Here is a 20,704-nt window from a genome sequence, read left to right as displayed (position 1 = left end):
TAAAAAGAGTCGAAAAAAGCTATTAATGCTCGTTCCGTCAGTTTTTAAGGTTCCGACGTGGATATTGCCAAATTAACTTACAAAAACCTGAACGCTTATCAATCGGGCCTCCAGAACAGGCTGCCAGCGATGGACGAAGTTACCGGCTCTCTCTGCCTACAGGAATCACGACCTGTTCATGTTGTTGGTGGAGAATGCACTCCATCGGACGGTTTCTATGAAAAAAAGCGACTCGAAGACTTCAGGATAGCGCCTCACTGTGAGTTTGAGGGTAAATTGAGATCTTCTGCAGAAGTATCTCTGGATGAGAAGCCAGGTTATGCCAGTACTGCAGAACTGCCGTTAAATTTTATCTGGGTCGGGAGTCTTATTCCTGATAAATACGCTAAAAATATCTTTGACTGGGCCAATGCCTACCCACAGCGGATGACTGTTCTGTGGATTACATCAACTTTGTTAAGTGAGCAGGCCAGGGAGGATATGGTCCGCTTTGAAGAAGTTTGCCCGGAAAATGTCCGGGTTATGGATACTGTTATCAATCCACTATTAAATAACATTGGCTTTGCCGACATCGAGCGCTGGATGTTTAATGGATTTGAAACAATGTCCAAGGTTGAGATAACAAGAACAGCCTGTGCATATAGCGATGTACTCAGGGTGCTTCTGATGTTTTATGGCACTGAGCTGCTTGATGGTATTAAGCAAGGCTCGGGTGATACCGATAAAAGAACCAACCCGTGTGACGGGATGATTTATTTAGATACCGATATTTATTACAACTCCCTGTACAGGATGGATGATCTGTATTTTAAAGGGGTTTTATGCAAGTGGAGATTCCTGGTCCAATTACTGACGTACACCTCGAATGATATTTTTGCCACTTCCCATGCCCGATCAGACTTTTTTGGTTGTTTAATGCACGAGGTGCTGACCAAAACCTTTGCATTAATGAGTCAATATTCCAGCTGTGCAGAGTATGTTCGTCCCGAGCCTGATGATATTAGGTCAAATGAATTGAGTGTTACTGAGTTTTCCCTTGTGCCTGCTGATAAGATGGTTACCAGGCACTATGGAGGATTTGCAGAAAAATTAGAAGATGAAAACGGTGCCTTTTCTTTTCCCCTCAAAGAAACAGTGGGTCATGATGCTTCCTGGATTGATGGTAGCGCTTTAAGCCTCCAGCGTTCAATGTTCAGACCAAGGAGCCTTATGCAGCGGTCCGTTGATTATTTTTGTTCAATTTCGTGATTTCCCAAAAACCTCATTGCGTACAAAAAAATTTTTGGATTATTGAATCGTTTGCGAAGAATAAATATTGCACTACGATGATTTAATCATGCACAGGATCGCGTGAATCGCCATAACCAGTTAGAGAAATAATTCGTATGTTAGCAGTTAATAAGGATAATAATTCCAGTGAAGGTATTAATTCCATCAGTGATAACCTTGGAAATACATGTCCGGATGATACATCTGCCAGTCCCGTTTTCTGGGGTTCGCATGAAGTGAAGCTTACCCAAGTCGACATGATTATCAGATATTTTGAAAATCAAACTGAATTAGTCAAGCGTCAGCTGTGTGAACTTGGACTTCCCCCGTTGGATCGGAAAATTGTCAGCAATTTCATGATCAACAATGTGGCAACAGTGCTTCAAGGTACTGCACCTCAGATCGGGATAGCCGAAATGAGTCCTTCAGCTAATGGTTGTAACAATACGGTAAATGCCCCGAATGCAAATGAAGTGGCATTAACCAATCAGTCAGTTGGCAAGAATCAGTCTTTGCCCGTGCTCAACAATAGTGATTGTGAGGTTTCTTTCCGTCTGTTTGATGCTTTCCAGGCTGGCAATGCTCAACTTGTCATCCAGTATTGTCGGCAAATACTGGGCAGCCCCCGCGATGAGTGGGCAAAGCAAACACTGCTGGAAGCCAGAAACCCTGCTGATATTCCCGGTCTCTACGTAGCGCTCAAAAAAGGTCATACCGACTGCATCAGTGCCTTTTTCGATCAGGTACAATGCAGTAACCTGAACCTTGAGGTGAAGCAGAAACTGTTGGCACCCCAAGTCCCTTCAAACAACACGCCAGGTCTTTTTCTGGCTATGAGAACTGGCCACGCTGGCCTTGCCCGCGCCTATTGCGAATGGATACTATCAACAAATAACCCTGATTGTTGGAAAGAAGAACAGCTAATGGCCATCGATTTATCTGCTACTGACGAGTTAGACAGGCCAGATTCTCAAGCGCCCGCTTTGCACGAAGCCATGGAAAAAAACCACAGTGCGTGTGTTAAGGTTTTTTGTAAACTGGTTTTAGCAAGTAATCTCAGTGTTCAGATCAAAGAGAATCTGATAGCAGCTAAACACGTTGTATGTCCATGGAGGCCGGGTCTCTACAGTGCTTTTTTTAAAGGCAATGCTCACAGTGTGGAAGCTTTTTGCCAACAAGTTCTGGAAGCAAAACTTGACGATAGTGTGAAGCACAGGTTGTTGGCATCAAAATGGCAAGGTGCAACAATCATAAAGCGAGCCAATTCGAGATCTGAAGTATTTCAGAAATACAAAACCACTATAAAAGATAGCAATTTGAATTGTATAGCAAAAGCATCACTAACATCTCGTATTGTACCTCGGTTGAAAATTACTTTTCATCCTGTCCGCCTTTTTCTCAACGTTCGTGATGCAGCTCGGTAGATAAGTTACATAACCAGGGAACTGATTATTAAACGAATGGTCTTACTATCAAATAGCGAACAGTTTTCGCCACTAAGGAGTTGTCCGGAAATAACTTTCCTATTTTCATTGGCTGATTCCGTTCGGACTGAGCTTGTCGAAGTTCGGTGGCACGACCCTTCGATACTTCGACAAGCTCAGCACTCAGGGTGAACGGAAATCGGGAACTTATTAAAAGACAATTTCTAAATTGTGGATAAGTAACTGGCAAATAAGTAACGGTCTGGCTTTTTCGTTTTATTGACAACTTCCTACAGCTAAATCCCTGGAGGATGTCAATTTCTGTTCCACAAGAGAAAGATCCGGAATTGAAGCAGGAACGTCTCTCATAATAATCCGATATTTCTCCATGGGGCCTTTTTCCTCGGCGGAATTCCGTACTTCTTCCCGTACCAGTGTTAATGGCTGTGGAATCCCCTGCACCACCATGGCATAGAATGGCAGGCTATCGTTTTTGCTGGTGCGATGCATAATGGCAATACGATTGGTGGCAGAGAACTCGGCAAATCGTCCCTGGTTCAGTCTTTCAAAGGAAACCACCGGGATCTTGGTACCCCGCCAGTCAAGATCACCCAGCAGCCATTCGGTTTCCGGGTAATTGGCTTCCGGACGACTGTAGTCCTGAATACCGGCGATGCATGTTGAAGGTATCAGCAGGGGGCGCTGCTGCATGGGGATCAGCACGGACGAAATGGGCTTATGGCTTCCGGACATGGTTTCCTCTTCTTTCTGCTACTGTACGGTTGAGACTACTTTTGTGAGGGGCAGGGCTTCCGGAGAAGCCCTGTTATCACGCTGTTTCAACTTCAATCAGTTTTTCAATCGCTTCGAGTAATGGCCCTTCCTGGAAAGGTTTTCCTATGTACTCATTGACACCCAGGCTTAAGGCCCGGTGACGATGTTTCTCACCGGTTCTGGAGGTGATCATGATAATCGGCAGGTCCTGAAGCCCAGGGTCATTCCTGACCGCGCTGGCCACCTCAAAACCATCCATACGGGGCATTTCGATATCCAGCAGCATAATGTCTGGCTTCTGTTCAGCGAGACGGGTCATGGCTTCTACACCATCCCTTGCCGAGATCACCTCGTATCCCTGACGGGTTAGCAGACGACTGGTGACTTTTCTTACGGTCACCGAGTCATCCACCACCAGCACTCTGATGGCCTGATCACTGCTGTCCGGTTCATGCCTTTCCACGGCGTCAGGTTTGGCTTCCTGAATGACCAGCTGATGTTTGCGGTAAAGCGCCGCCGGATCAAGGATGACCACAACCCGACCATCACCAAGAATGGTGGCACCGTTTACCCCGGCAAGACCGGAGAACTGAATGCCCAGACTCTTGGTAATGATTTCCCGGCTACCCACGATAGCATCAACCTGAACCGCTATATTCTCACTGCCTCTTTGCACCATGACGACCGGACACTGGCCGTCACTTATTTTGGGGCTGCCAGTACCGAGAAGAGCGCCCATGTAGATCAGCTGGTGCTCGGTACCATTGCCATAGATGAGTGGTGCCCTGTTTTGGTAGCAATCGGCCAGCATGTTTGCTGACACCATGGAGATGCCATCAATGGCATGCATCGGCAGTGCGTACAGGCTGCTGCCTACTTCCACCATCAACGCCCGGTTAATGGACAGGGTAAATGGCAATCTGAGAGAGAATTGTGTGCCGCGCCCGGCCTCAGACTTAACCTGTATACTGCCGCCCATTTGGCGAACCGAGTTATTCACAACATCCATCCCGACACCGCGGCCAGAAAGGTGGGTCACCTCGCTTGCGGTACTGAATCCGGACTTCATGATCAATTCGATGGCTTCCTGATCCGTTACCGGTTCGTCAGGACTGATCAGTTGCTGTTCAATCGCTTTGGCTTTTACGGCTTCAATATCGATGCCACGACCATCGTCGGATAACTCAACCACCACATCGGCACCATCGCGTCGGATCGATAAGGTAATCTGGCCCACTTCAGGTTTACCTGAATTCTGTCTTTCTGCCGGTGAATCTTCGATGCCGTGACCAATGGCATTGCGGAGCATATGACCCAGCGGAGCAAGCATGCGCTCAAGCATGGTTCGGTCCATCTCACCTTCAGCATTACTGACCACAAGCTGGACGGGCTTGTTCAGGTCATCAGACACCTGACGGACAATCTTGCGCAGCCTGGGAACCAGTCGGCTGAACGATACCATCCGGGCTTTCATCAGCTGCTCCTGGAGCTCAATCTGGGTTCTGGACTGTTGCTGGAGCAGCGTTTCTGTATCCCGGGATTTTTCCTGCAGGGCCTCCCGCAGATCCATAAGGTCAGAGGCGGACTCCACCAGTGAGTGAGAGAGCTGTGACAGTTCTGAGTACTGGTCCATTTCCAGTGGGTCAAAATCAGGGTTATCACCAAGATCGCCCTGGTGCCGGGAGATGATCTGGCTCTGCGTTTCGATATCGAGTCGCCGCAACTGTTCCCGAACCCGCAGAATGGTTCGATTCATCTCTTCCAGGGTTCTGGAGGCATCTGTCGTCTGCTGCTCAATGCGGGAGCGGCTGATGCTGGTTTCCCCGGCAAGATTGATCAGGGTTTCCAGAAGTTCCGGGGGAATGCGGACCATTTCACTGAGTGATGACTGAAGCGTTGTCTCTGACCCATCGGCAGTGGTCTGGGGCACTACCCGGATGGTAGAAACGGGTTCCGGTACCTGACCGGGCATCGGCTTCGGTAGTTCAGGTGCTGGCAGTTCTGACAGGTTATTGACCCATGTATCTTCAGCAAAGGTCCCGGCGAGAGGTTTGGCTGGCGCAGCCTGCCCCAGGTAGTCCGGAAGAGTGTCAGGCTCTTCAGTGGTTGAATGGCTGGTGTTCAGTCTATGCTTCCATTGCCTGAGCTCTTCCAGCATGCGCTGTACGTCAGGGGATGGCTGCCCGCTGCCAGGGTTTTTCAGTGTTGTCTCTATGGTGTCGTGAGTTTTCTGAATCAGCGCCAGAGGGGCGCTTTCAGGCTCACAGCTGCCATTGGCAATGGATTCATAGATATCTTCCAGCCCATGGCTCAGTTCTCCAAGCTCATGAAGTTCTGCCATCATTGCTCCCCCTTTCAGGGTGTGCAGGCAGCGTTGAAGCTCATGAACCGGTTGTAAATCGCTGGTATTGCCCAGCCATGTTTCCAGCGACTGGGCTGAGTCTTCGAGCAGCTCATAAGCCTCTTCGATAAACAACTTATGCAGCTCCGGCTCGGGCTCTGCCCCATTGCGGTACGGAGCAAAAGAGGTGCCTTCTGCCGTGACTGAAGCACTCCAGGACGGCTGGGCTATCGGTTTGAAACGATTATCTTCAGTGAACGATAAGTCGATGTCTTCAACTGCCTCGGTCTCGGCATCAAAATCAAGCAGGGCAGCAAAGTCATGATCATCGAGGCCTTCTTCGAGCGTCAGGTCCGGGTCTGCCTGACTCAATGCCTGCTCAAACAGCAAAGACTCCAGTGCTTCACGCAGAGCGCTGAAAATTGCGTGTGGGGGTTCCGGCGTTTGCTGTGAAGCCACCTGGTTCATCATTTCAACCAGGGCTTCGAAGCCGTCGGTAAATGGCGGCAGTAACTGTTGGGGCAGGCGGGTCTCATGGGTCTCCAGGTAAGTGCAGACATCATGTAACACATCACAGAGCTCTGTGATAGCCGACAAACCTGCTTCATTGGCATTCTCAGCAAGCACTTTCAGTTCAAACTTGAATCGGTCAAGCTCCTCGTGGGACGTACCATTAACCCATGATTTCAGGTGGCTGCTGGCATCCAGTAACAGGTCAAGGTCGCTGGCCAGGAAAAGTGCTGCCTGCTGGCCTGTTGGCTGCTTTACTGGTGCAGGCTCCGGGGCAGACTCATCATGCAAGCTGTTGCTGAGCAGTTGGTTATGAAGCGCACCAAGCCAGTTAAGAAAGCTATCAACTTTCAGCTCCAGAGGGTGGGAGTTGGTTTGCAGTTGTTGCAGTGCGTCTTCAATCAGGTCTATCCCCTGTTCCAGCATGCTGATGACCTGGCTATCAGCAGGCACCAGGTGCGCCCGGAATTCCTTGATGGTCTTTTCAATAGCGGCAACCAGCTCGGCAAGAGGGGTAATGTCTGCCATAAAGGCACTGCCTTTCAGGGTGTGCAGTGCCCGCTGGACAGAATCTGTAATCTGGATATCGCCACCCATTTGATGGCTACTGCCGATGAACTCTTTGACGACACTGAGATGGCTTCTGGCTTCTGTAGCAAAAATGGCCAGTAACTGATGGTCATAGCCGCTATCCAGCTCAACGGTTTGCTCTGCAGTTGCAACGTTACTGATTGCCTCAGTTTCCGGAGGCTCTGTCAGTTCATTATCCAGCTCATCAACGTCGCTATGCAGGGCTTCTTCGGCATTGTCCTCGATAATGTTGCCAAACATCATGGCCGGTTCTTGCTGCTCAGGCTCTACCAGCTCCTCACTATCAACGACAAAGTGGTTTCCTTTCCCCAGGGCATCTGCTTTTTCCATGCACAGCAGAACTTCCGGGGTGAGTTGTTGACTGTCCCTGGCAAAATCATTCACCAGTTCAGGCAGCATGGCGATGACTTCATGGAGTAGCTCAGCTATGGGCTCAGACGCTTGAATCGTGCCTTTGACCACGTTGTTCAGCATGTTTTCCAATGACCATGCCAGCTCACCGATAACGTCAGCACCGATCATGCGGCCGCTGCCCTTTAACGTATGAAAGGCTCTTCTGATCTCATTGGTGGTGGCTGCATCATGGATATTACTGCGCCATTGTGGCAATAGCGCTTTGAGCTGTTGCTGAACTTCTGTCGCTTCTTCGACGAAAACTTCATGGAGGTCGTCGTCATCATCTTCATCCATTGACAGGCTGAAGGTGTCTTCTTTAGAGAGCGTGTCTTCTTTAGGGGGAGTGTCCTTTGGGGAAGAGTGGTGTGACGGTGTCAGATCCCCGGTGATGTCATCGCTGCCCGGGGCGTTATATGTGGTTAAGGCACTATCTGGTGAAGAGGTCGAAACCTCAGAAAGTGAGAACGTTTCTTCAGGAGAGACGCTTTCCAGGTCCGACAGATTTTCTTCATTCGCCGAAAAATCAACCGTCTGTGTCGGCTCACCACTCACTGTTAGCGGGCTTTCAATAGACGCCGCTGCCGGAATCAGGTTCTCCTTGTGGACTATATCGATTGAGTGGGAGTAGGTCGTGTCCTGTTTCCCGGTAGCTGCCTGAGAGGAGCTCAGGCTGTCGGTTGAGAACTCTATGGTTGGGCCGTAGTCTGCTTCTTTTTCACTGGCAGCAACCGCTCCGGTAGCTGACGACAGAGGCTTTTCATAGTGAAACTCAATAACGTCATTGTCAGCCGCTTGCTCCTTCGGGGCCGCTCTCTCTTCATCGGAAAGCAGGTGGGCAGCGAACGGGTTAGCTTTGGCTTCAGGTTTCGGGGTGGATGAAATGGCTGGTGCGGCAGGTTCTGCTTTTGTAATGGATGACTCAAGCCGATCAATACTTTTCCGGGTAATATCCAGCGTTTTTTCGACGTAGGCAGAAGCCCCACCACTCAACTGTTCCAGATAGTATTCAATGCTGGACAAACTATCGGCCATTGCATCCAGCTCATCGAGGCCGGGCTTGAGGTTTTTGTCCAGCCATTGTTGCTGAATATGCCTTGAACAGCGATTGATTAACTCTGCAACACGGTCCAGAGGAATCATGGCAAGACTGCCCCGGATGCTTTTCATCAGGGGTAATAACTTGACCAGGAACTCTGGATTATAATCACTGCCCAGATAGCCCTCCACAGCGCCTTTGGCCTCTTTCAGGTTGTTCCGGGCTTCATAAATTACTTTCTGGTGAATATCGTTTATCTGTGCTGATACAGAACTCTGGCCGGTTACCGATCGGTTGAGGCCCATGAACTGGTTCAGTCCGGACTCCACTTCAAGCAACCGGGCCGCCGTATTGATCAGGGTATCGTTCACTTTTTCGGGTGAGTGGCCACCCGTAAGAATCATCTGCAGATGTTGATGCTCTCTGTGCATGATTTTCTGCAACGATTCGAGGCCAAGCATGCCTAATGTGTCAGAGATTTGCTGGCAGTTGGCCAGTTGATCCCGAAGCCTGGATTGATTGTCCCCGGGTTTCAGCAGGTAGAGATCCAGGGCGTCTTTGATATGAGTGAGCTCTTCCTTGATGGCTTTCACCACCGATGTCGCTGCATCAATGTTGAGCAGCCTGGCATCCTGCGGCTCTGCCTCCAGGGCCTGGTCCAGAGAGTATCGTCGCTTCAGAGAGAGGATAAGCGCATGATCACTGTTGGCTTTGGCGATCCGATAAAGAATCCCTCTCAGTATCTCTTCCGAGGGCGGGGTGTTCAGGCGTTTGGCTTCCTCACTGGCCAGACACTTGAACTCATTGTCCATTTCACGAAGGATTCTGATGGCGTGATTGTCTATGGCAATAGAGCCTTCCTTGAGGCCCTCGGAGAATGCGGTGCAGGCATCCCATAGCGGTGAAATTGGCGAGTCCCAGCAAAGGTTTTGCAGCTTGGCAAATATTTTACTGATGACCGTCAGTTGCTGGTCCCGCTGGCTGTCCCTGAGAATGCCGGCAAGACACAGCTGATATTTTTGCCGTATTTTCCGTACCAGAACCGCAAAGCCGCTGGCCTGCAGCTTGTTCAGCTGTGCTTCCGGGATTGGTGCAATGCTGTGAACGATGGCCGGGGCAAAAAAATCAATATCAGACAGCGCCCGCTGCCCGCGTAATTGGCGCATTTCATTGAGCAGGTGCTTCAGCAGGCTGGGAGTATCCCTGCCAGATCTGGAGGTATGGACAAGATAGCCTGGCAGCTGAAGCATCGCCTGAATCAGTACCACCAGCCGTTGCTGACGGTTATTCGCCGGAGTCTCATTCAGGCTATCTAATAACAGCAGAATTTCCCGGGTCAGTAACCGGGCTCCCTTCTGTTTCAATATTTTCAGCGTGCTGTGAATTTGCTGGATTTTGGTACGACAATTCTCCAGAAACACAGCCTCATCTGTGGAATCAGCATACTGTTCAAGGTCCTGACGGGCTTCAGTGAGGGTGCCTTCAATCTCTCCGATAACCCAGTCCAGACCTATGTATTCACGCTGTTCGACCATGCCTGGCTCCCGTTTCCAGCTACCATTCCCGCTGTCGTATGCGCTCTGTTTAACGCTCTGTTTAACAAGAGCGCCCGAGCGGCGGGCATTATGCTTGTTGTCATACTCTCGTCTCTTGCCAAGTCAGTGTCAGGACTCTGAGGTTTCAGGCAGTTTGAAACCCGTAACCGACTGACGCATCTCCATGGCCATACCGGCCAGATCACCGATGGATTGAGCGGTTGCCTTGGTACCTGAGGAGGTTTGAATGGAAATATCCCGGATGGCCACCATGCGGCTGGAGATCTGTGAGGCTGACTGTGCCTGGACTTTTGCGGTTTCAGAAATGTTCCGGATCAGGCCTGACAGGTTGTTGGACACCTGCTCGATCTCTTCCAGTGCCACACCGGCATCCTGGGCCAGACGGGCTCCGTGTACCACTTCAGAGGTGGTTTGTTCCATGGAAATGACCGCTTCGTTGGTGTCAGTCTGGATGGTCGATACCAGCGCTTCGACCTGTTTGGTGGCTGCTGATACCCGTTCTGCCAGACGTTGCACCTCGTCGGCAACCACGGCAAAGCCCCGGCCTGCTTCGCCGGCCATGGACGCCTGGATAGCGGCGTTCAGGGACAGAATGTTGGTCTGGTCGGCGATCTCGTTGATCAGCGAGATAATGTCACCGATTTCCTGAGAGGACTCACCCAGTCGTTTAATACGCTTGGAGGTATCCTGAATCTGTTCACGGATAGTGGTCATGCCATCGATGGTGTTTCGTACCACCAACCCACCGTTAGCCGCGATCTGTACCGAGCGCTCGGCCACATCTGCGGAGTCGGAGGCTCCGCTGGAGACCTTATCAATGGACTCGGCCATCTGGTTCACGGACTGGGTTGTAGCCCCGATTTCCTGAGCCTGGTGGTCGGAAGCTTCGGCCAGCAGTCGGGCGGTTGCCTGTGTTTCCTGGGCAGCTGCGTCAACCTTGACGGCCGTCTGGTTGATGGTGTTAACCAGGGCGCGCAGTTGTTCAATGGAGAAGTTAATGGAATCGGCAATGGCCCCGGTAAAGTCTCGGTAACACTGGCCTTAACCGTCAAGTCACCGTCTGCCAGGTCTGCCATTTCATCCAGAAGTCGCAGAATGGCCTTCTGGTTAGCGGCGTTCTGGGCTCTGGTCGCCTCGCTCTGGGTTTTGGTTTCTTCCAGGCGACGGCGGGTATCCATAATGATGGACATGGCGGTGAGCAGGATAAACAGGAGGGAAAGGCCTCCGGAAGCCATGGTGGCCAGCTGCAGTACCTTCTGTTCCATAGTGGACGTGGACAGGGTATCTGCCAGCACCGATGTTTGCTGCAGCAGCTGTTGTGAATCGGTGAAGATGGTGTCGGAGGCGGCGCGTACCTGGAACAGTTCGGGAGAGGTTTCCAGAATCTCATCAACACTGCCATCGACGAATTCAAACAGGTCGGAGATCTCCATAAGACGGTCAACGGCCTCATCATCAGTCACCTGACTGATGCGCATGGCAAGGTTACCTTCCAGCATGCCCAGCAGTACCCGCCCGAAGAGCTTGGCATCACGGCCAAAGCTGTCAGCCGCCATGATGGAGTCTTCGCCACCTTCCAGAACCTTGGCAACACTCCGGATAATACGCTCTGCCAGCCAGGGCTGGCGCTGAGCCATGGCAATCTGGTCGGAGGGTGCATTGTTATCCAGAAGGATTTCTACCACCTCGTCGTATTCAATTTGCAGTTGGGGAATGGTTTCACTCAGTGTGGTAGCAACTTCGTGCAGAGACAGTACGGTGTCTTGTGCCGCGAGAATACTGTCGGCTTCTACCTTCATTTCAGACCATGAAGAATCCAGGGCTTCAATTTGCTGGGCGGTAGCGCTATCGGATGTGTCAATAAAGGGGATAACAGAAAGGCTGGCACGGTTCAGCTCATCAATATGTTGGCCAAACATCGCTGTTGCTTCTTTCAGCAGCGGAAAGGCTTCTTCTTTACCAGAGGCCGCTTCTGAGGCGTTTTTGGCAATCTGCTGGGAAAGGACCCGAAGCTCACTGGCATTGGTTTCATGGGTGTGCAGCAGCTGGGACTGCTGGTCATTATAGATAAATGCACCTGTCATCACTGACAGGGACAGCACCAGCATGGTGATCGAAGCGATCGTGGCTCTGTTAGCCTTGCTTCCCTGTCCCGTATTCGCTTGATTGCCTTTCATGGTTTATTCCCCGATTTCTGATGTGAAATCAAATCCTGTTTATTCACTGGCGGCCTTTAGAAAACGCTCGTTGGTAACGAGTCCCTCAACACTGAATACGACATAGTGTTGATCTTTGACATAGGAGCCCTGGGTAAATGGATGAATATTTTCCGGAATGGTCGCCGGTATTTCATCTGTGTGGCTGCCGACGGTAAACTGCTGCATACCTTTTACTTCATCAACGATAAGGCCAACGGAAATGTCTTTCTTCTCGATAACAAGTATCCGGTTGTTGTGATTGGGTTGACTGGAAACATAACTGGCCTGGTGACTTTTCAGAAAGTCGCCCAGGCTGACGACGGGTATCAGACGTCCCCGGACATTCGCTAATCCCCTGACCCATCGTTGCACACCGGGCAATGGCGTTGTCTGGGGAACGGGAAGAATCTCAGATATTGAACCAACCTGAACCATATAATGCTGGCCATCCAGCACAAAGCTGACACCCTGCCAATAGCTCAGATCAGTTTGCTCGACCGGGATTTGAGCACTGTACAGGGAAGCACTTTGCTCAAGTGTCTCCAGATAGTCGAACGGATGACTGGAGTTGCTCATAGTACTCCTTTCCTTCATTGTTCCCTTGACAATTGACCGTGACGAATGCGGGATAGCCCTCGTGTCCGAAAGGGTTTTTCGGAGTAGCCAGGCCTGATTCAGGCCGCAGCATCACTCAGGACTTCGTTCAGCGTTTCCAGAAGCAGGGTTTCCTTAATGGGCTTGGTCAGATAGTTTCTGGCTCCCTGGCGCATGCCCCAGACGCGATCCGTTTCCTGATCTTTGGTGGTGACAATAATGACCGGAATGTGTCCAGTGCTGCCATCTTTGGAGAGCTGTCGGGTGGCTTGAAAGCCGTTCAGGCCGGGCATGACGATATCCATTAATACCGCATCAGGCTGCTCTGCCCGGCAGAGGGCGACACCATCGGCACCGTTGTCAGCCGTCATTACGGTATGACCATGTTTCTCGAGCATTGCGCTCAGCTGGTACAGTTCGGTTGGTGAGTCGTCAACAATTAATACCTTAGCCATAAATCCCCCGGTGTTTTGGCCTGAATAAGGGCCGCACCAAACTTGGTTACTTGCTGTTATTTATTTTCTGAACCCTTCCGGGTCTCATTGGCAGAGACGTCGTCAGGGGCTTCCCATTTACGTACGGTTAAACGGCCAGAGCATAGTCAGGGCAGTGTTCCCGAATCGTTGTGAACAGCTCATCACGGCTGAATGGCTTGGTCAGGTAGTAATCTGAACCGGCAATTCGTCCTCTGGCACGGTCGAAGAGACCGTCCTTACTGGAGAGCATGATGACGGGAATCTGTTTAAATGCGTTGTTATTTTTAATCAGCGCACAGGTTTGATAGCCGTCCAGACGAGGCATCATGATATCGACAAAGATGATGTCCGGTTCGGACTCGGCGATTTTTGCCAAGGCGTCAAAGCCATCGGTGGCAGTAACCACCTGGCAACCCGCCTTGGTCAGAAGTGTTTCAGCTGTACGACGAATCGTTTTGCTATCATCGATGATCATGACCTTGAGGTCTGTTCCGCTACCTTGCATGTTTTACCCCTGACAATCCGCAGAAGAAGCGACAATGGTTCGCTGCCATTCTTTTCTTGTTGGTCCGTTCCCAATGGCTTAATTCTGTTTTAACCGGATATCTGGACCGTTTATTATCCTTTTTTATCATAAGTTGGTCATTGCTGACCAGAAACGTAAGGGTTACAAGTCACGATTTTTCCAACCAGCCGTAAAGTCCCGACGGTTCATGGCGATGTATCTAGATAATAAATCTCCGTAGGAAAGAGACAGGGACCTCCATGAACCGTTTTCAATTTCTGCTGATCAGCGTGTTTTCTGGCCTGCTTGGATGGAATGCTGACGTCTCAGCTGAATCTCTGGAAGAAGCACTGGGTCTGGCTCTGCGTTCAAACCCTCAGGCAAAAGTCGCTCTCAGTCGTCTGAAGGCTGAGAGAAAAATATCGATGCAGTCGCTGCCGATTTCTGGCCAACGATTGATCTTGCGGCCGGTATCGGCAAACAGCAAAAGGATACCAGTCCAGATACTGATGGGGACAAGCTCACCCGCAAGGAAGCTTCATTTTCCCTGAAACAGAACCTCTTTGCCGGTTTTAATACCTGGTACAACGTGAAGGGGGCCCGTAAAGGTGCTGAGGCGGAGCACTGGCGACTCTACTCCACACTGGAAGATCTGGCGCTGCAGGTGATCAATGTCTATCTCAAAGTGCTTGAGCGTCGTGACCTGGTGGAACTGGCAGAAGAAAACCTGGACATTCATCACGAAATTTTTGATCAGATTGAGCGTCGTGCCCGTCAGGGGGTGGCCCGAAGCTCTGATTTGATTCAGGTAGAGGGGCGGCGGGCAAGAGCAAATGCCAATCTCATCAGTGCCAGAAATAATCTGATGGATGCTGAAAGTGAGTACCGTGCCCTGGTCGGGCACAGTCCCGGTGATTTGGAGTTTCCCGGCTTTGCACATCTTGATTTGCCAGAAGATTTGCAAAATGCCATCAAAAACAGCAGGCAGGATCACCCCAATGTCAAAGCGGCTGAAATGGATGTTGAATCATCGGAACACGCATACTCTTCCCGTAAGAGCAGTTATCTGCCATCACTGGATGCTGAGTTAGACCAAAGCTGGAGGCGCAATGCCGATGGCCAGCTGGGTGATTATGGTGATACGGTCGCCATGGTGCGGCTTCGTTACAACTTATTCCGGGGCGGCGCTGATCAGGCTCGCTTGCTGGAAAGCGCCCATCAGGCAGAAGAGCGACGCTCCGAGAAAGCCAGGGTCATGAGAAATGTCGAAGAAACAATGCGTATCAGCTGGGCGGCTCTGCAGTTTATTGGCGCACAACGTGAGTATTTATTGCTTCATGAAGATGCCAGCCGGGATACGGTTGCGGCATACCGGGAGCAATTTAACATTGGTAAGCGGACACTGCTGGACTTGCTGGACAGCGAAAATGAATTATTTCAGTCCAGCAACAGTTTAACATCTGCCATCTATCAGGAAACCTATGCCCGTTATCGTGTTCTGGCGGCGGTGGGCAGGCTACTGGAGAATGTGGAATTTTCTATCCCGAAAAGCTGGCATCTGGATGGTTAGAAAACGTCGTATTTTCAAACCAGCCTCTCGGAGGAGGGCCATCCTGAGTGTCAGCAACTATAGCTGTTGGACTGGATCAGCTGCCCATGCTTCCGCTATGGTCTGAAAGTGTGAAATGGGGTGATGTAGACACTGTTTTATGAACACCTGACCTTTCTGATATGTCCTTTCCCCGGTCAATCTGACACCCTTCGATTATACCCAAACAATGATTTAGAAAGAGAAGCTATAAACAGGGCGAAGTGTTTTTGTCTGAATCGTAATATAATACGCTGCTTCCAATTTTATGTGTTTTAGTAAATCAGTGGCTTGCCTGTACTTGGTCGGTAGTTAAGTAGTTGGTTAACATCTTATTATGCTGTCGTCAGTTTTCTGATAAGCCCGAAACGGAATGTTGCTCATGAGCAGAACTGATAACGCAGTACAACGCTTTATCTTTGAAAATACCGATATTCGCGGTGAAATTGTTTCCCTTAACCACAGTTATGTTGATGCCCTGGCTGCCCATAATTATCCCGAGATGGTCAGACGCCTGCTGGGGGAGTTGGTGGCCTCTGCCCTTCTGTTGAGCACAACACTGAAATTTGAGGGGCTGCTTACCCTTCAGGCCAGGGGTGACGGGCCATTAACTTTGCTTATGGTGGAATGTACCGACCAGCGGTCATTCAGAGCGGTGGCGCAATTCAAGGATGATCTTTCTGAGGGAACGCTTCAGGAGCTTCTGGGCAAGGCAAGCCTGTTGATTACCGTGGACCCGGTCAAAGGTAAGCGTTACCAGGGCATTGTTCCCCTGGAAAAGGAAACGCTGTCAGCCAGTCTTGAAGACTATTTTACGCAATCTGTACAGTTGCAGACCCGCCTGTGGCTGGCCTGTGATGGCCAAACCTGTGGCGGTTTTCTGTTGCAGGCTCTGCCTGCCAGTGTCGAGCTTTCCGAGGACATTTCGCGCTGAATCCTGGAAGCGCATGACGGCTCTTGCTGAAACCACGCAAGATGCTGAGCTGCTGGAGCTGGATCATGAAACACTGCTGGTCAGACTGTTTCATGAAGAAACTGTCCGTATTTTTGACAAGGAGCCTGTTCGTTTCGTCTGCACCTGTTCCCAGGAAAGAAGTGCAAAAATCATCAGCACTCTGGATCGCAAAGAAATTGAGTCAATTATTGAAGAAGAAGGTCAGGTGGCGATGGACTGCCAGTTCTGCAATCACCAATATGTCTTTGGTAAAGATGACATCGATTCAATCTTTAACGAAAAACCACAACTTCACTGAAGCTTTCTGATTACTCTCCTTCCGATCCGGTCAGGAATTCCATTGAATTTCTGACCAGTCAGAAAAAATACGACATTGCTCGTCTATATTTTCTTCCAGTCACTGATGATAAATTTGACCCGGGGCAATACTGCTTAGCCGACAAAGGTTTAACGTTTTTACCAGACTCAATTAACCAAGAGGCGTGATGAGGGAGTCTATAACCTGTAATTCCAGAGTTATATTTCAATAATAGATCCAATACCCTATCATAGCACGCCACAAGAATTACCATAATCTAACAACACAAAACGTTAAGTTGAGCATATTGCCTCAGGAGAACTTTGCATGGCCCATGTAAACGTAAAGGAAGCTCTGGCTGCTGTCGGAATCAAGGATGTCCTTGATGTGGTTTACAACCCCTCTTATGAAACGCTGTTTGAAGAGGAGACCCGTCCGGAGCTGGAAGGCTATGAACAGGGGGTGGTTACTGAAATGGGGGCAGTGTCGGTGGATACCGGTATCTTCACTGGCCGTTCTCCGAAGGACAAATACATCGTCAAAGACGATACAACCCGGGATACCATCTGGTGGTCAGACCAGGGTAAAAATGATAACAAGGCAATTACTGAAGAAGTCTGGGCAGATCTTAAATCACTGGTAACCAATCAACTGTCCGGCAAACGTCTGTTCATTATTGACGGTTTCTGTGGCGCGAATCCTGAAACACGCCTGAGCGTGCGCTTTGTGACCGAAGTGGCATGGCAGGCACACTTCGTCAAGAACATGTTTATCCGACCCGGCGAAGATGAGCTGAAGGACTTTGAACCGGACTTTATTGTCATGAACGGTGCCAAATGCACCAACCCGAAATGGCAGGAGCACGGTCTCAACTCGGAAAACTTTGTGGCATTCAACCTGACGGAGCGGATTCAGGTGATTGGTGGTACCTGGTATGGCGGTGAAATGAAGAAAGGGATGTTCTCCATTATGAACTACCTTCTGCCGCTCAGGGGTATAGCGTCCATGCACTGTTCTGCCAATGTGGGTGAGCAGGGTGATACTGCCATTTTCTTTGGCCTGTCCGGAACCGGGAAAACCACTCTCTCTGCCGATCCCAAGCGTGCCTTGATCGGTGATGATGAGCACGGCTGGGATGATGATGGCGTGTTCAACTTTGAAGGTGGCTGTTATGCCAAGACCATTAACCTGAGAGAAGAAAATGAGCCTGAGATTTTCCACGCCATTCGTCGTGATGCGTTGCTGGAAAACGTGAGCGTTGATGCCCAGGGTAACATTGACTTTGATGATGGCTCGAAAACCGAGAATACCCGGGTTTCCTATCCGCTGTATCATATCGATAACATTGTTAAGCCGGTTTCCAAGGCTGGACACGCCAAAAAAGTGATCTTCCTGACTGCCGATGCTTTTGGTGTTTTACCGCCGGTCTCCCGTCTGACCCCTGAGCAGACCAAGTACCACTTCCTCTCCGGTTTTACCGCGAAACTGGCGGGCACTGAGCGTGGTATCACGGAACCAACACCGACGTTCTCCTCTTGCTTCGGTGCTGCCTTCTTGTCACTGCACCCAACCAGGTATGCCGAAGAGCTGGTTAAGAAGATGGAAGCTCACGGCGCGACTGCTTACCTGGTAAATACGGGATGGAATGGTACTGGTAAACGCATCTCCATCAAGGCAACCCGGGCGATCATTGACGCCATTCTGGATGGCTCTATCGATAAGGCCGAAACCAAAACGCTGCCTTTCTTCGGATTGCATGTACCGCAAAGTGTTGCTGGCGTTGATGGCAGTATTCTGAACCCTCAGGACACCTATGAGGACCCGGCAGAATGGGAGCGTAAGGCACACGACCTGGCGGATCGCTTTATCACTAACTTTGTTAAGTTTACCGATAACGAAGAAGGTAAGGCGCTGTTGGCTGCCGGTCCATCACTGGGCTGATTCGTTTCCAGGATGTAATCGGAAAACAGTTCTGTGGGGAGGACGGGGCTGGGAGTCTATTCTCGGATAGCCTCCCGGTCTCCCCGGCTGATATACCCAGTGATATTTTCATCTTCAGGGCTGTTTAAGATTGTCTCTCTCTGGCAGGAATCTTCCAGAGCAGCGCAGTGGATCCTTTCGGTATGAGACACGTTAGATCATTGGCGCAGTGAATTATTAAATAATCACCATCGGGGCTAAATTTGGCCCCTCTAACGCGATGATCCAGGATTATCAGTTCTTCATCTATCCATTCACCATCATCACCCTTGCACCAGAGTTGCACAAAACCCGGCTTGTGATGATCCTGCTGAATGTCTTTGCTGCCATAGGTCAGAAAGCGGTTATCTGTCCCATTAAATTCGGCACCTCTGAGGCCATAGCCATCAGGGATGGTTACAGCATGTTTGATCCACTTGCCATCGTCATTGCGCCAAAGGATGTAGGATTCAGAGCCTGTGGTAAAGTGAAGGGCACAGGCCATACGCCCTGAGAGTGAAAACCGGCTGTCATCGACTCTGCCTTTAAGTTGAACCACCAGCTGTTCCTGCCATTGGCCCTGGCTGTCGAGGCTCTGGATTTTCACCGTGTTATCATTAAGGCTGCTGGTCAGTACACTGTCCTCCTGATGGTTGAAGGCAGCGTTGTCGATGGCTCCCTGATGACGTATCCATGCTTTGTTAATCAGGTTACCTTCCCCGTCATCACCCCAAATGCAAACGTCACTGGTTTGCTTGCCGTAGCTCAGGAGAAAATTCTCGAAGGGGCTGAAGATGGCTTTGTCACTGCCGATGTGCCTGAAGAACTGGCCTTTATCCAAAGTGTCATCATTACGGTTGCAGTTACAGAGTATAAAAGCACCACGATTGAGATAGGCCAGTAATTTACATCCGGAGGGGCTGAAGTCGACATAATTGCAACCCGGAATCGTTTTTTTATCTACCCAGTCACCGTTATTGTCATAACCGGAGATTATAACGTTTTTGGCTATGTCTCTGGTCAGTGCATGCTGCTCATCACTGCTCAGGAGGGCAGCTTTGAGTTTCACGTGGCTATGCATGACCGTTTTCACCTTAAGACAGTTGTTCTCATCGTTAAAGCCCCAGATGGTCGCTGATCTGTTGTTATTGAGGGTCAGTAAATAATTGTTCGTGATCTTGAAGGGCGGTTTATTAAGCTCAGTTTGCATGGCGCAAATGATCTCTAATGGCTGGCGTTGTCGGGTCCACCGGCCGTTACTGTCCAGACGCAGTACGTTGATCTTGAGATTCCTTGGGTCGAAGGTCACAATTTTATCATGCAACGGGCTGAAACTTGCAGTCACTGGCGGATGGTTTTTTTCAAGTGGGTTGTGTGCAAGTGCCGCTACCTCCTCCCAACAGCCATCATTATTCAGCGTGCTCACTTTGACATCGCCATCGTCACAGAGGCTCAGAAGCGTATCTTATGACGGGTTTAGCTGACCAAAAATCTTTTGGGAACCCTCGATCTTCCCGTTCTTCGACCAGTTGCCATCCGGATCTTGTCGCCAGGTTCTCAGACTGTAATCTCTTAAGCTGTCGCAACCAGTGATTAACAGATTCTTACCCGTTGGGCTGATACTGACCTCCTGAATATAACAACCAAAGCTGGCCTTCAGTTTGAATTCAAGGCGATTTGTCCGGCATTGAAAAATGTCACTCTTCCGGGGGGTAACAGAGCCAGGCTCAATACGACTATCGCCCGGTATCATCCCGGTATGGGGCTGTTCATGGGGTTGCGATGCATCGGCCACACTGGCGTCTGGCGAAACATAACTGGTGGAAAAAATCAGCCTGACAATGTTCGGTTTACGATCACCAATATCTGTATCTGTGATGGCTACCCATCCGGGTGGTAAATCCAGTTTCAACCGTTTGAGCGATTGAGTCTGTTTGGATGCAGGGACTTCGGAAATACTTTTGTTAAATTTAGCCACTAACCTGGATACTGGCTCCAGACCGTTAATTAACGCCTGTTGGTCTTCTGCCAAATTCCTTGTGGTGGCGTTACCAGGCGAACCGCTGAAGTGACTCTGTGCTGATGGTTCCATAATAACTCCGGTATATTGCCGCAAAGTGAATTTACAGGACCATTGATCAGTAGCATCCAATGGATATTTGACTCGGGAATATGACTCGTCATGCTGCTGCCTGTCTGAGTCATCAGTATTTGAGCTGTAGATCAGTAAACAG

14 protein-coding genes and 1 pseudogene are annotated in these 20,704 nt (G+C 50.1%); 7 read left to right on the top strand and 8 right to left on the bottom strand.

The features are described from left to right. The first annotated feature begins 57 nt into the window (after positions 1 to 57). On the top strand, positions 58 to 1,248 hold the full coding sequence (locus O3276_RS12540; RefSeq protein WP_269671650.1) for a hypothetical protein: 1,191 nt from the start codon (positions 58 to 60) through the stop codon (positions 1,246 to 1,248). A gap of 137 nt (positions 1,249 to 1,385) precedes the next feature. After that, positions 1,386 to 2,693: a hypothetical protein gene (locus tag O3276_RS12535; protein WP_269671649.1), complete on the top strand. Its 1,308-nt coding sequence runs from the start codon at positions 1,386 to 1,388 to the stop codon at positions 2,691 to 2,693. A 276-nt stretch (positions 2,694 to 2,969) separates the two neighbouring features. On the opposite strand, the gene O3276_RS12530 is transcribed toward O3276_RS12535, so the two are convergent. The 6 genes and pseudogenes from O3276_RS12530 to pilG form a co-directional block, all read right to left on the bottom strand. Continuing rightward, on the bottom strand, positions 2,970 to 3,446 hold the full coding sequence (locus O3276_RS12530) for a chemotaxis protein CheW (RefSeq protein ID WP_269671648.1): 477 nt from the start codon (positions 3,444 to 3,446) through the stop codon (positions 2,970 to 2,972). A gap of 76 nt (positions 3,447 to 3,522) precedes the next feature. Next, positions 3,523 to 9,876: a hybrid sensor histidine kinase/response regulator gene (locus tag O3276_RS12525; RefSeq protein WP_269671647.1), complete on the bottom strand. Its 6,354-nt coding sequence runs from the start codon at positions 9,874 to 9,876 to the stop codon at positions 3,523 to 3,525. A gap of 129 nt (positions 9,877 to 10,005) precedes the next feature. Continuing rightward, a pseudogene (locus tag O3276_RS12520) lies at positions 10,006 to 11,981 on the bottom strand (methyl-accepting chemotaxis protein). 132 nt (positions 11,982 to 12,113) lie between these two features. Continuing rightward, the gene (locus O3276_RS12515) at positions 12,114 to 12,671 is read right to left on the bottom strand and encodes a chemotaxis protein CheW (RefSeq protein WP_269671646.1); all 558 of its coding nucleotides are present in this window, start codon (positions 12,669 to 12,671) and stop codon (positions 12,114 to 12,116) included. 98 nt (positions 12,672 to 12,769) lie between these two features. Continuing rightward, on the bottom strand, positions 12,770 to 13,144 hold the full coding sequence (gene pilH / locus O3276_RS12510) for a twitching motility response regulator PilH (protein WP_101745267.1): 375 nt from the start codon (positions 13,142 to 13,144) through the stop codon (positions 12,770 to 12,772). Between the two features lie 127 nt (positions 13,145 to 13,271). Continuing rightward, positions 13,272 to 13,670, bottom strand: coding sequence for a twitching motility response regulator PilG (pilG, locus tag O3276_RS12505; RefSeq protein ID WP_101745268.1), 399 nt, complete (start codon positions 13,668 to 13,670; stop codon positions 13,272 to 13,274). A 260-nt stretch (positions 13,671 to 13,930) separates the two neighbouring features. On the opposite strand from pilG, the gene O3276_RS12500 reads away from it, so the two are divergent. The 5 genes from O3276_RS12500 (at position 13,931) to pckA (ending at position 18,452) form a co-directional block, all read left to right on the top strand. Beyond that, the gene (locus O3276_RS12500) at positions 13,931 to 14,221 is read left to right on the top strand and encodes a hypothetical protein (RefSeq protein ID WP_269671645.1); all 291 of its coding nucleotides are present in this window, start codon (positions 13,931 to 13,933) and stop codon (positions 14,219 to 14,221) included. Beyond that, positions 14,125 to 15,240: a TolC family outer membrane protein gene (locus O3276_RS12495; protein ID WP_332328262.1), complete on the top strand. Its 1,116-nt coding sequence runs from the start codon at positions 14,125 to 14,127 to the stop codon at positions 15,238 to 15,240. Before O3276_RS12500 ends, O3276_RS12495 begins: the two co-directional genes overlap by 97 nt. Positions 15,241 to 15,640: 400 nt before the next feature. Beyond that, positions 15,641 to 16,192, top strand: coding sequence for an Hsp33 family molecular chaperone HslO (gene hslO, locus O3276_RS12490; protein WP_269671644.1), 552 nt, complete (start codon positions 15,641 to 15,643; stop codon positions 16,190 to 16,192). A gap of 13 nt (positions 16,193 to 16,205) precedes the next feature. Continuing rightward, positions 16,206 to 16,511, top strand: coding sequence for an Hsp33 family molecular chaperone HslO (locus tag O3276_RS12485; protein ID WP_269671643.1), 306 nt, complete (start codon positions 16,206 to 16,208; stop codon positions 16,509 to 16,511). A 327-nt stretch (positions 16,512 to 16,838) separates the two neighbouring features. After that, on the top strand, positions 16,839 to 18,452 hold the full coding sequence (gene pckA, locus O3276_RS12480; RefSeq protein ID WP_269671642.1) for a phosphoenolpyruvate carboxykinase (ATP): 1,614 nt from the start codon (positions 16,839 to 16,841) through the stop codon (positions 18,450 to 18,452). A gap of 124 nt (positions 18,453 to 18,576) precedes the next feature. On the opposite strand, the gene O3276_RS12475 is transcribed toward pckA, so the two are convergent. Further along, positions 18,577 to 19,896, bottom strand: coding sequence for a WD40 repeat domain-containing protein (locus O3276_RS12475; RefSeq protein ID WP_269671641.1), 1,320 nt, complete (start codon positions 19,894 to 19,896; stop codon positions 18,577 to 18,579). A gap of 39 nt (positions 19,897 to 19,935) precedes the next feature. Further along, positions 19,936 to 20,562: a hypothetical protein gene (locus O3276_RS12470; RefSeq protein WP_269671640.1), complete on the bottom strand. Its 627-nt coding sequence runs from the start codon at positions 20,560 to 20,562 to the stop codon at positions 19,936 to 19,938. Positions 20,563 to 20,704: the final 142 nt, after the last annotated feature.

This window comes from Endozoicomonas sp. GU-1 (genome assembly GCF_027366395.1).
Taxonomy (GTDB): domain Bacteria; phylum Pseudomonadota; class Gammaproteobacteria; order Pseudomonadales; family Endozoicomonadaceae; genus Endozoicomonas.
This window is presented reverse-complemented; position numbering and strand designations above follow the sequence as displayed.

What these genes read in the sequence shown, in the direction of transcription:
- O3276_RS12515 (WP_269671646.1), bottom strand. Translation starts at nt 12,671, where the DNA reads ATGAGCAACTCCAGTCATCCGTTCGACTATCTGGAGACACTTGAGCAA.
- pckA (WP_269671642.1), top strand. Translation starts at nt 16,839, where the DNA reads ATGGCCCATGTAAACGTAAAGGAAGCTCTGGCTGCTGTCGGAATCAAG.
- O3276_RS12535 (WP_269671649.1), top strand. Translation starts at nt 1,386, where the DNA reads ATGTTAGCAGTTAATAAGGATAATAATTCCAGTGAAGGTATTAATTCC.
- O3276_RS12530 (WP_269671648.1), bottom strand. Translation starts at nt 3,446, where the DNA reads ATGTCCGGAAGCCATAAGCCCATTTCGTCCGTGCTGATCCCCATGCAG.
- O3276_RS12525 (WP_269671647.1), bottom strand. Translation starts at nt 9,876, where the DNA reads ATGGTCGAACAGCGTGAATACATAGGTCTGGACTGGGTTATCGGAGAG.
- hslO (WP_269671644.1), top strand. Translation starts at nt 15,641, where the DNA reads ATGAGCAGAACTGATAACGCAGTACAACGCTTTATCTTTGAAAATACC.
- O3276_RS12500 (WP_269671645.1), top strand. Translation starts at nt 13,931, where the DNA reads ATGAACCGTTTTCAATTTCTGCTGATCAGCGTGTTTTCTGGCCTGCTT.
- O3276_RS12470 (WP_269671640.1), bottom strand. Translation starts at nt 20,562, where the DNA reads ATGGAACCATCAGCACAGAGTCACTTCAGCGGTTCGCCTGGTAACGCC.
- pilH (WP_101745267.1), bottom strand. Translation starts at nt 13,144, where the DNA reads ATGGCTAAGGTATTAATTGTTGACGACTCACCAACCGAACTGTACCAG.
- pilG (WP_101745268.1), bottom strand. Translation starts at nt 13,670, where the DNA reads ATGCAAGGTAGCGGAACAGACCTCAAGGTCATGATCATCGATGATAGC.
- O3276_RS12485 (WP_269671643.1), top strand. Translation starts at nt 16,206, where the DNA reads ATGACGGCTCTTGCTGAAACCACGCAAGATGCTGAGCTGCTGGAGCTG.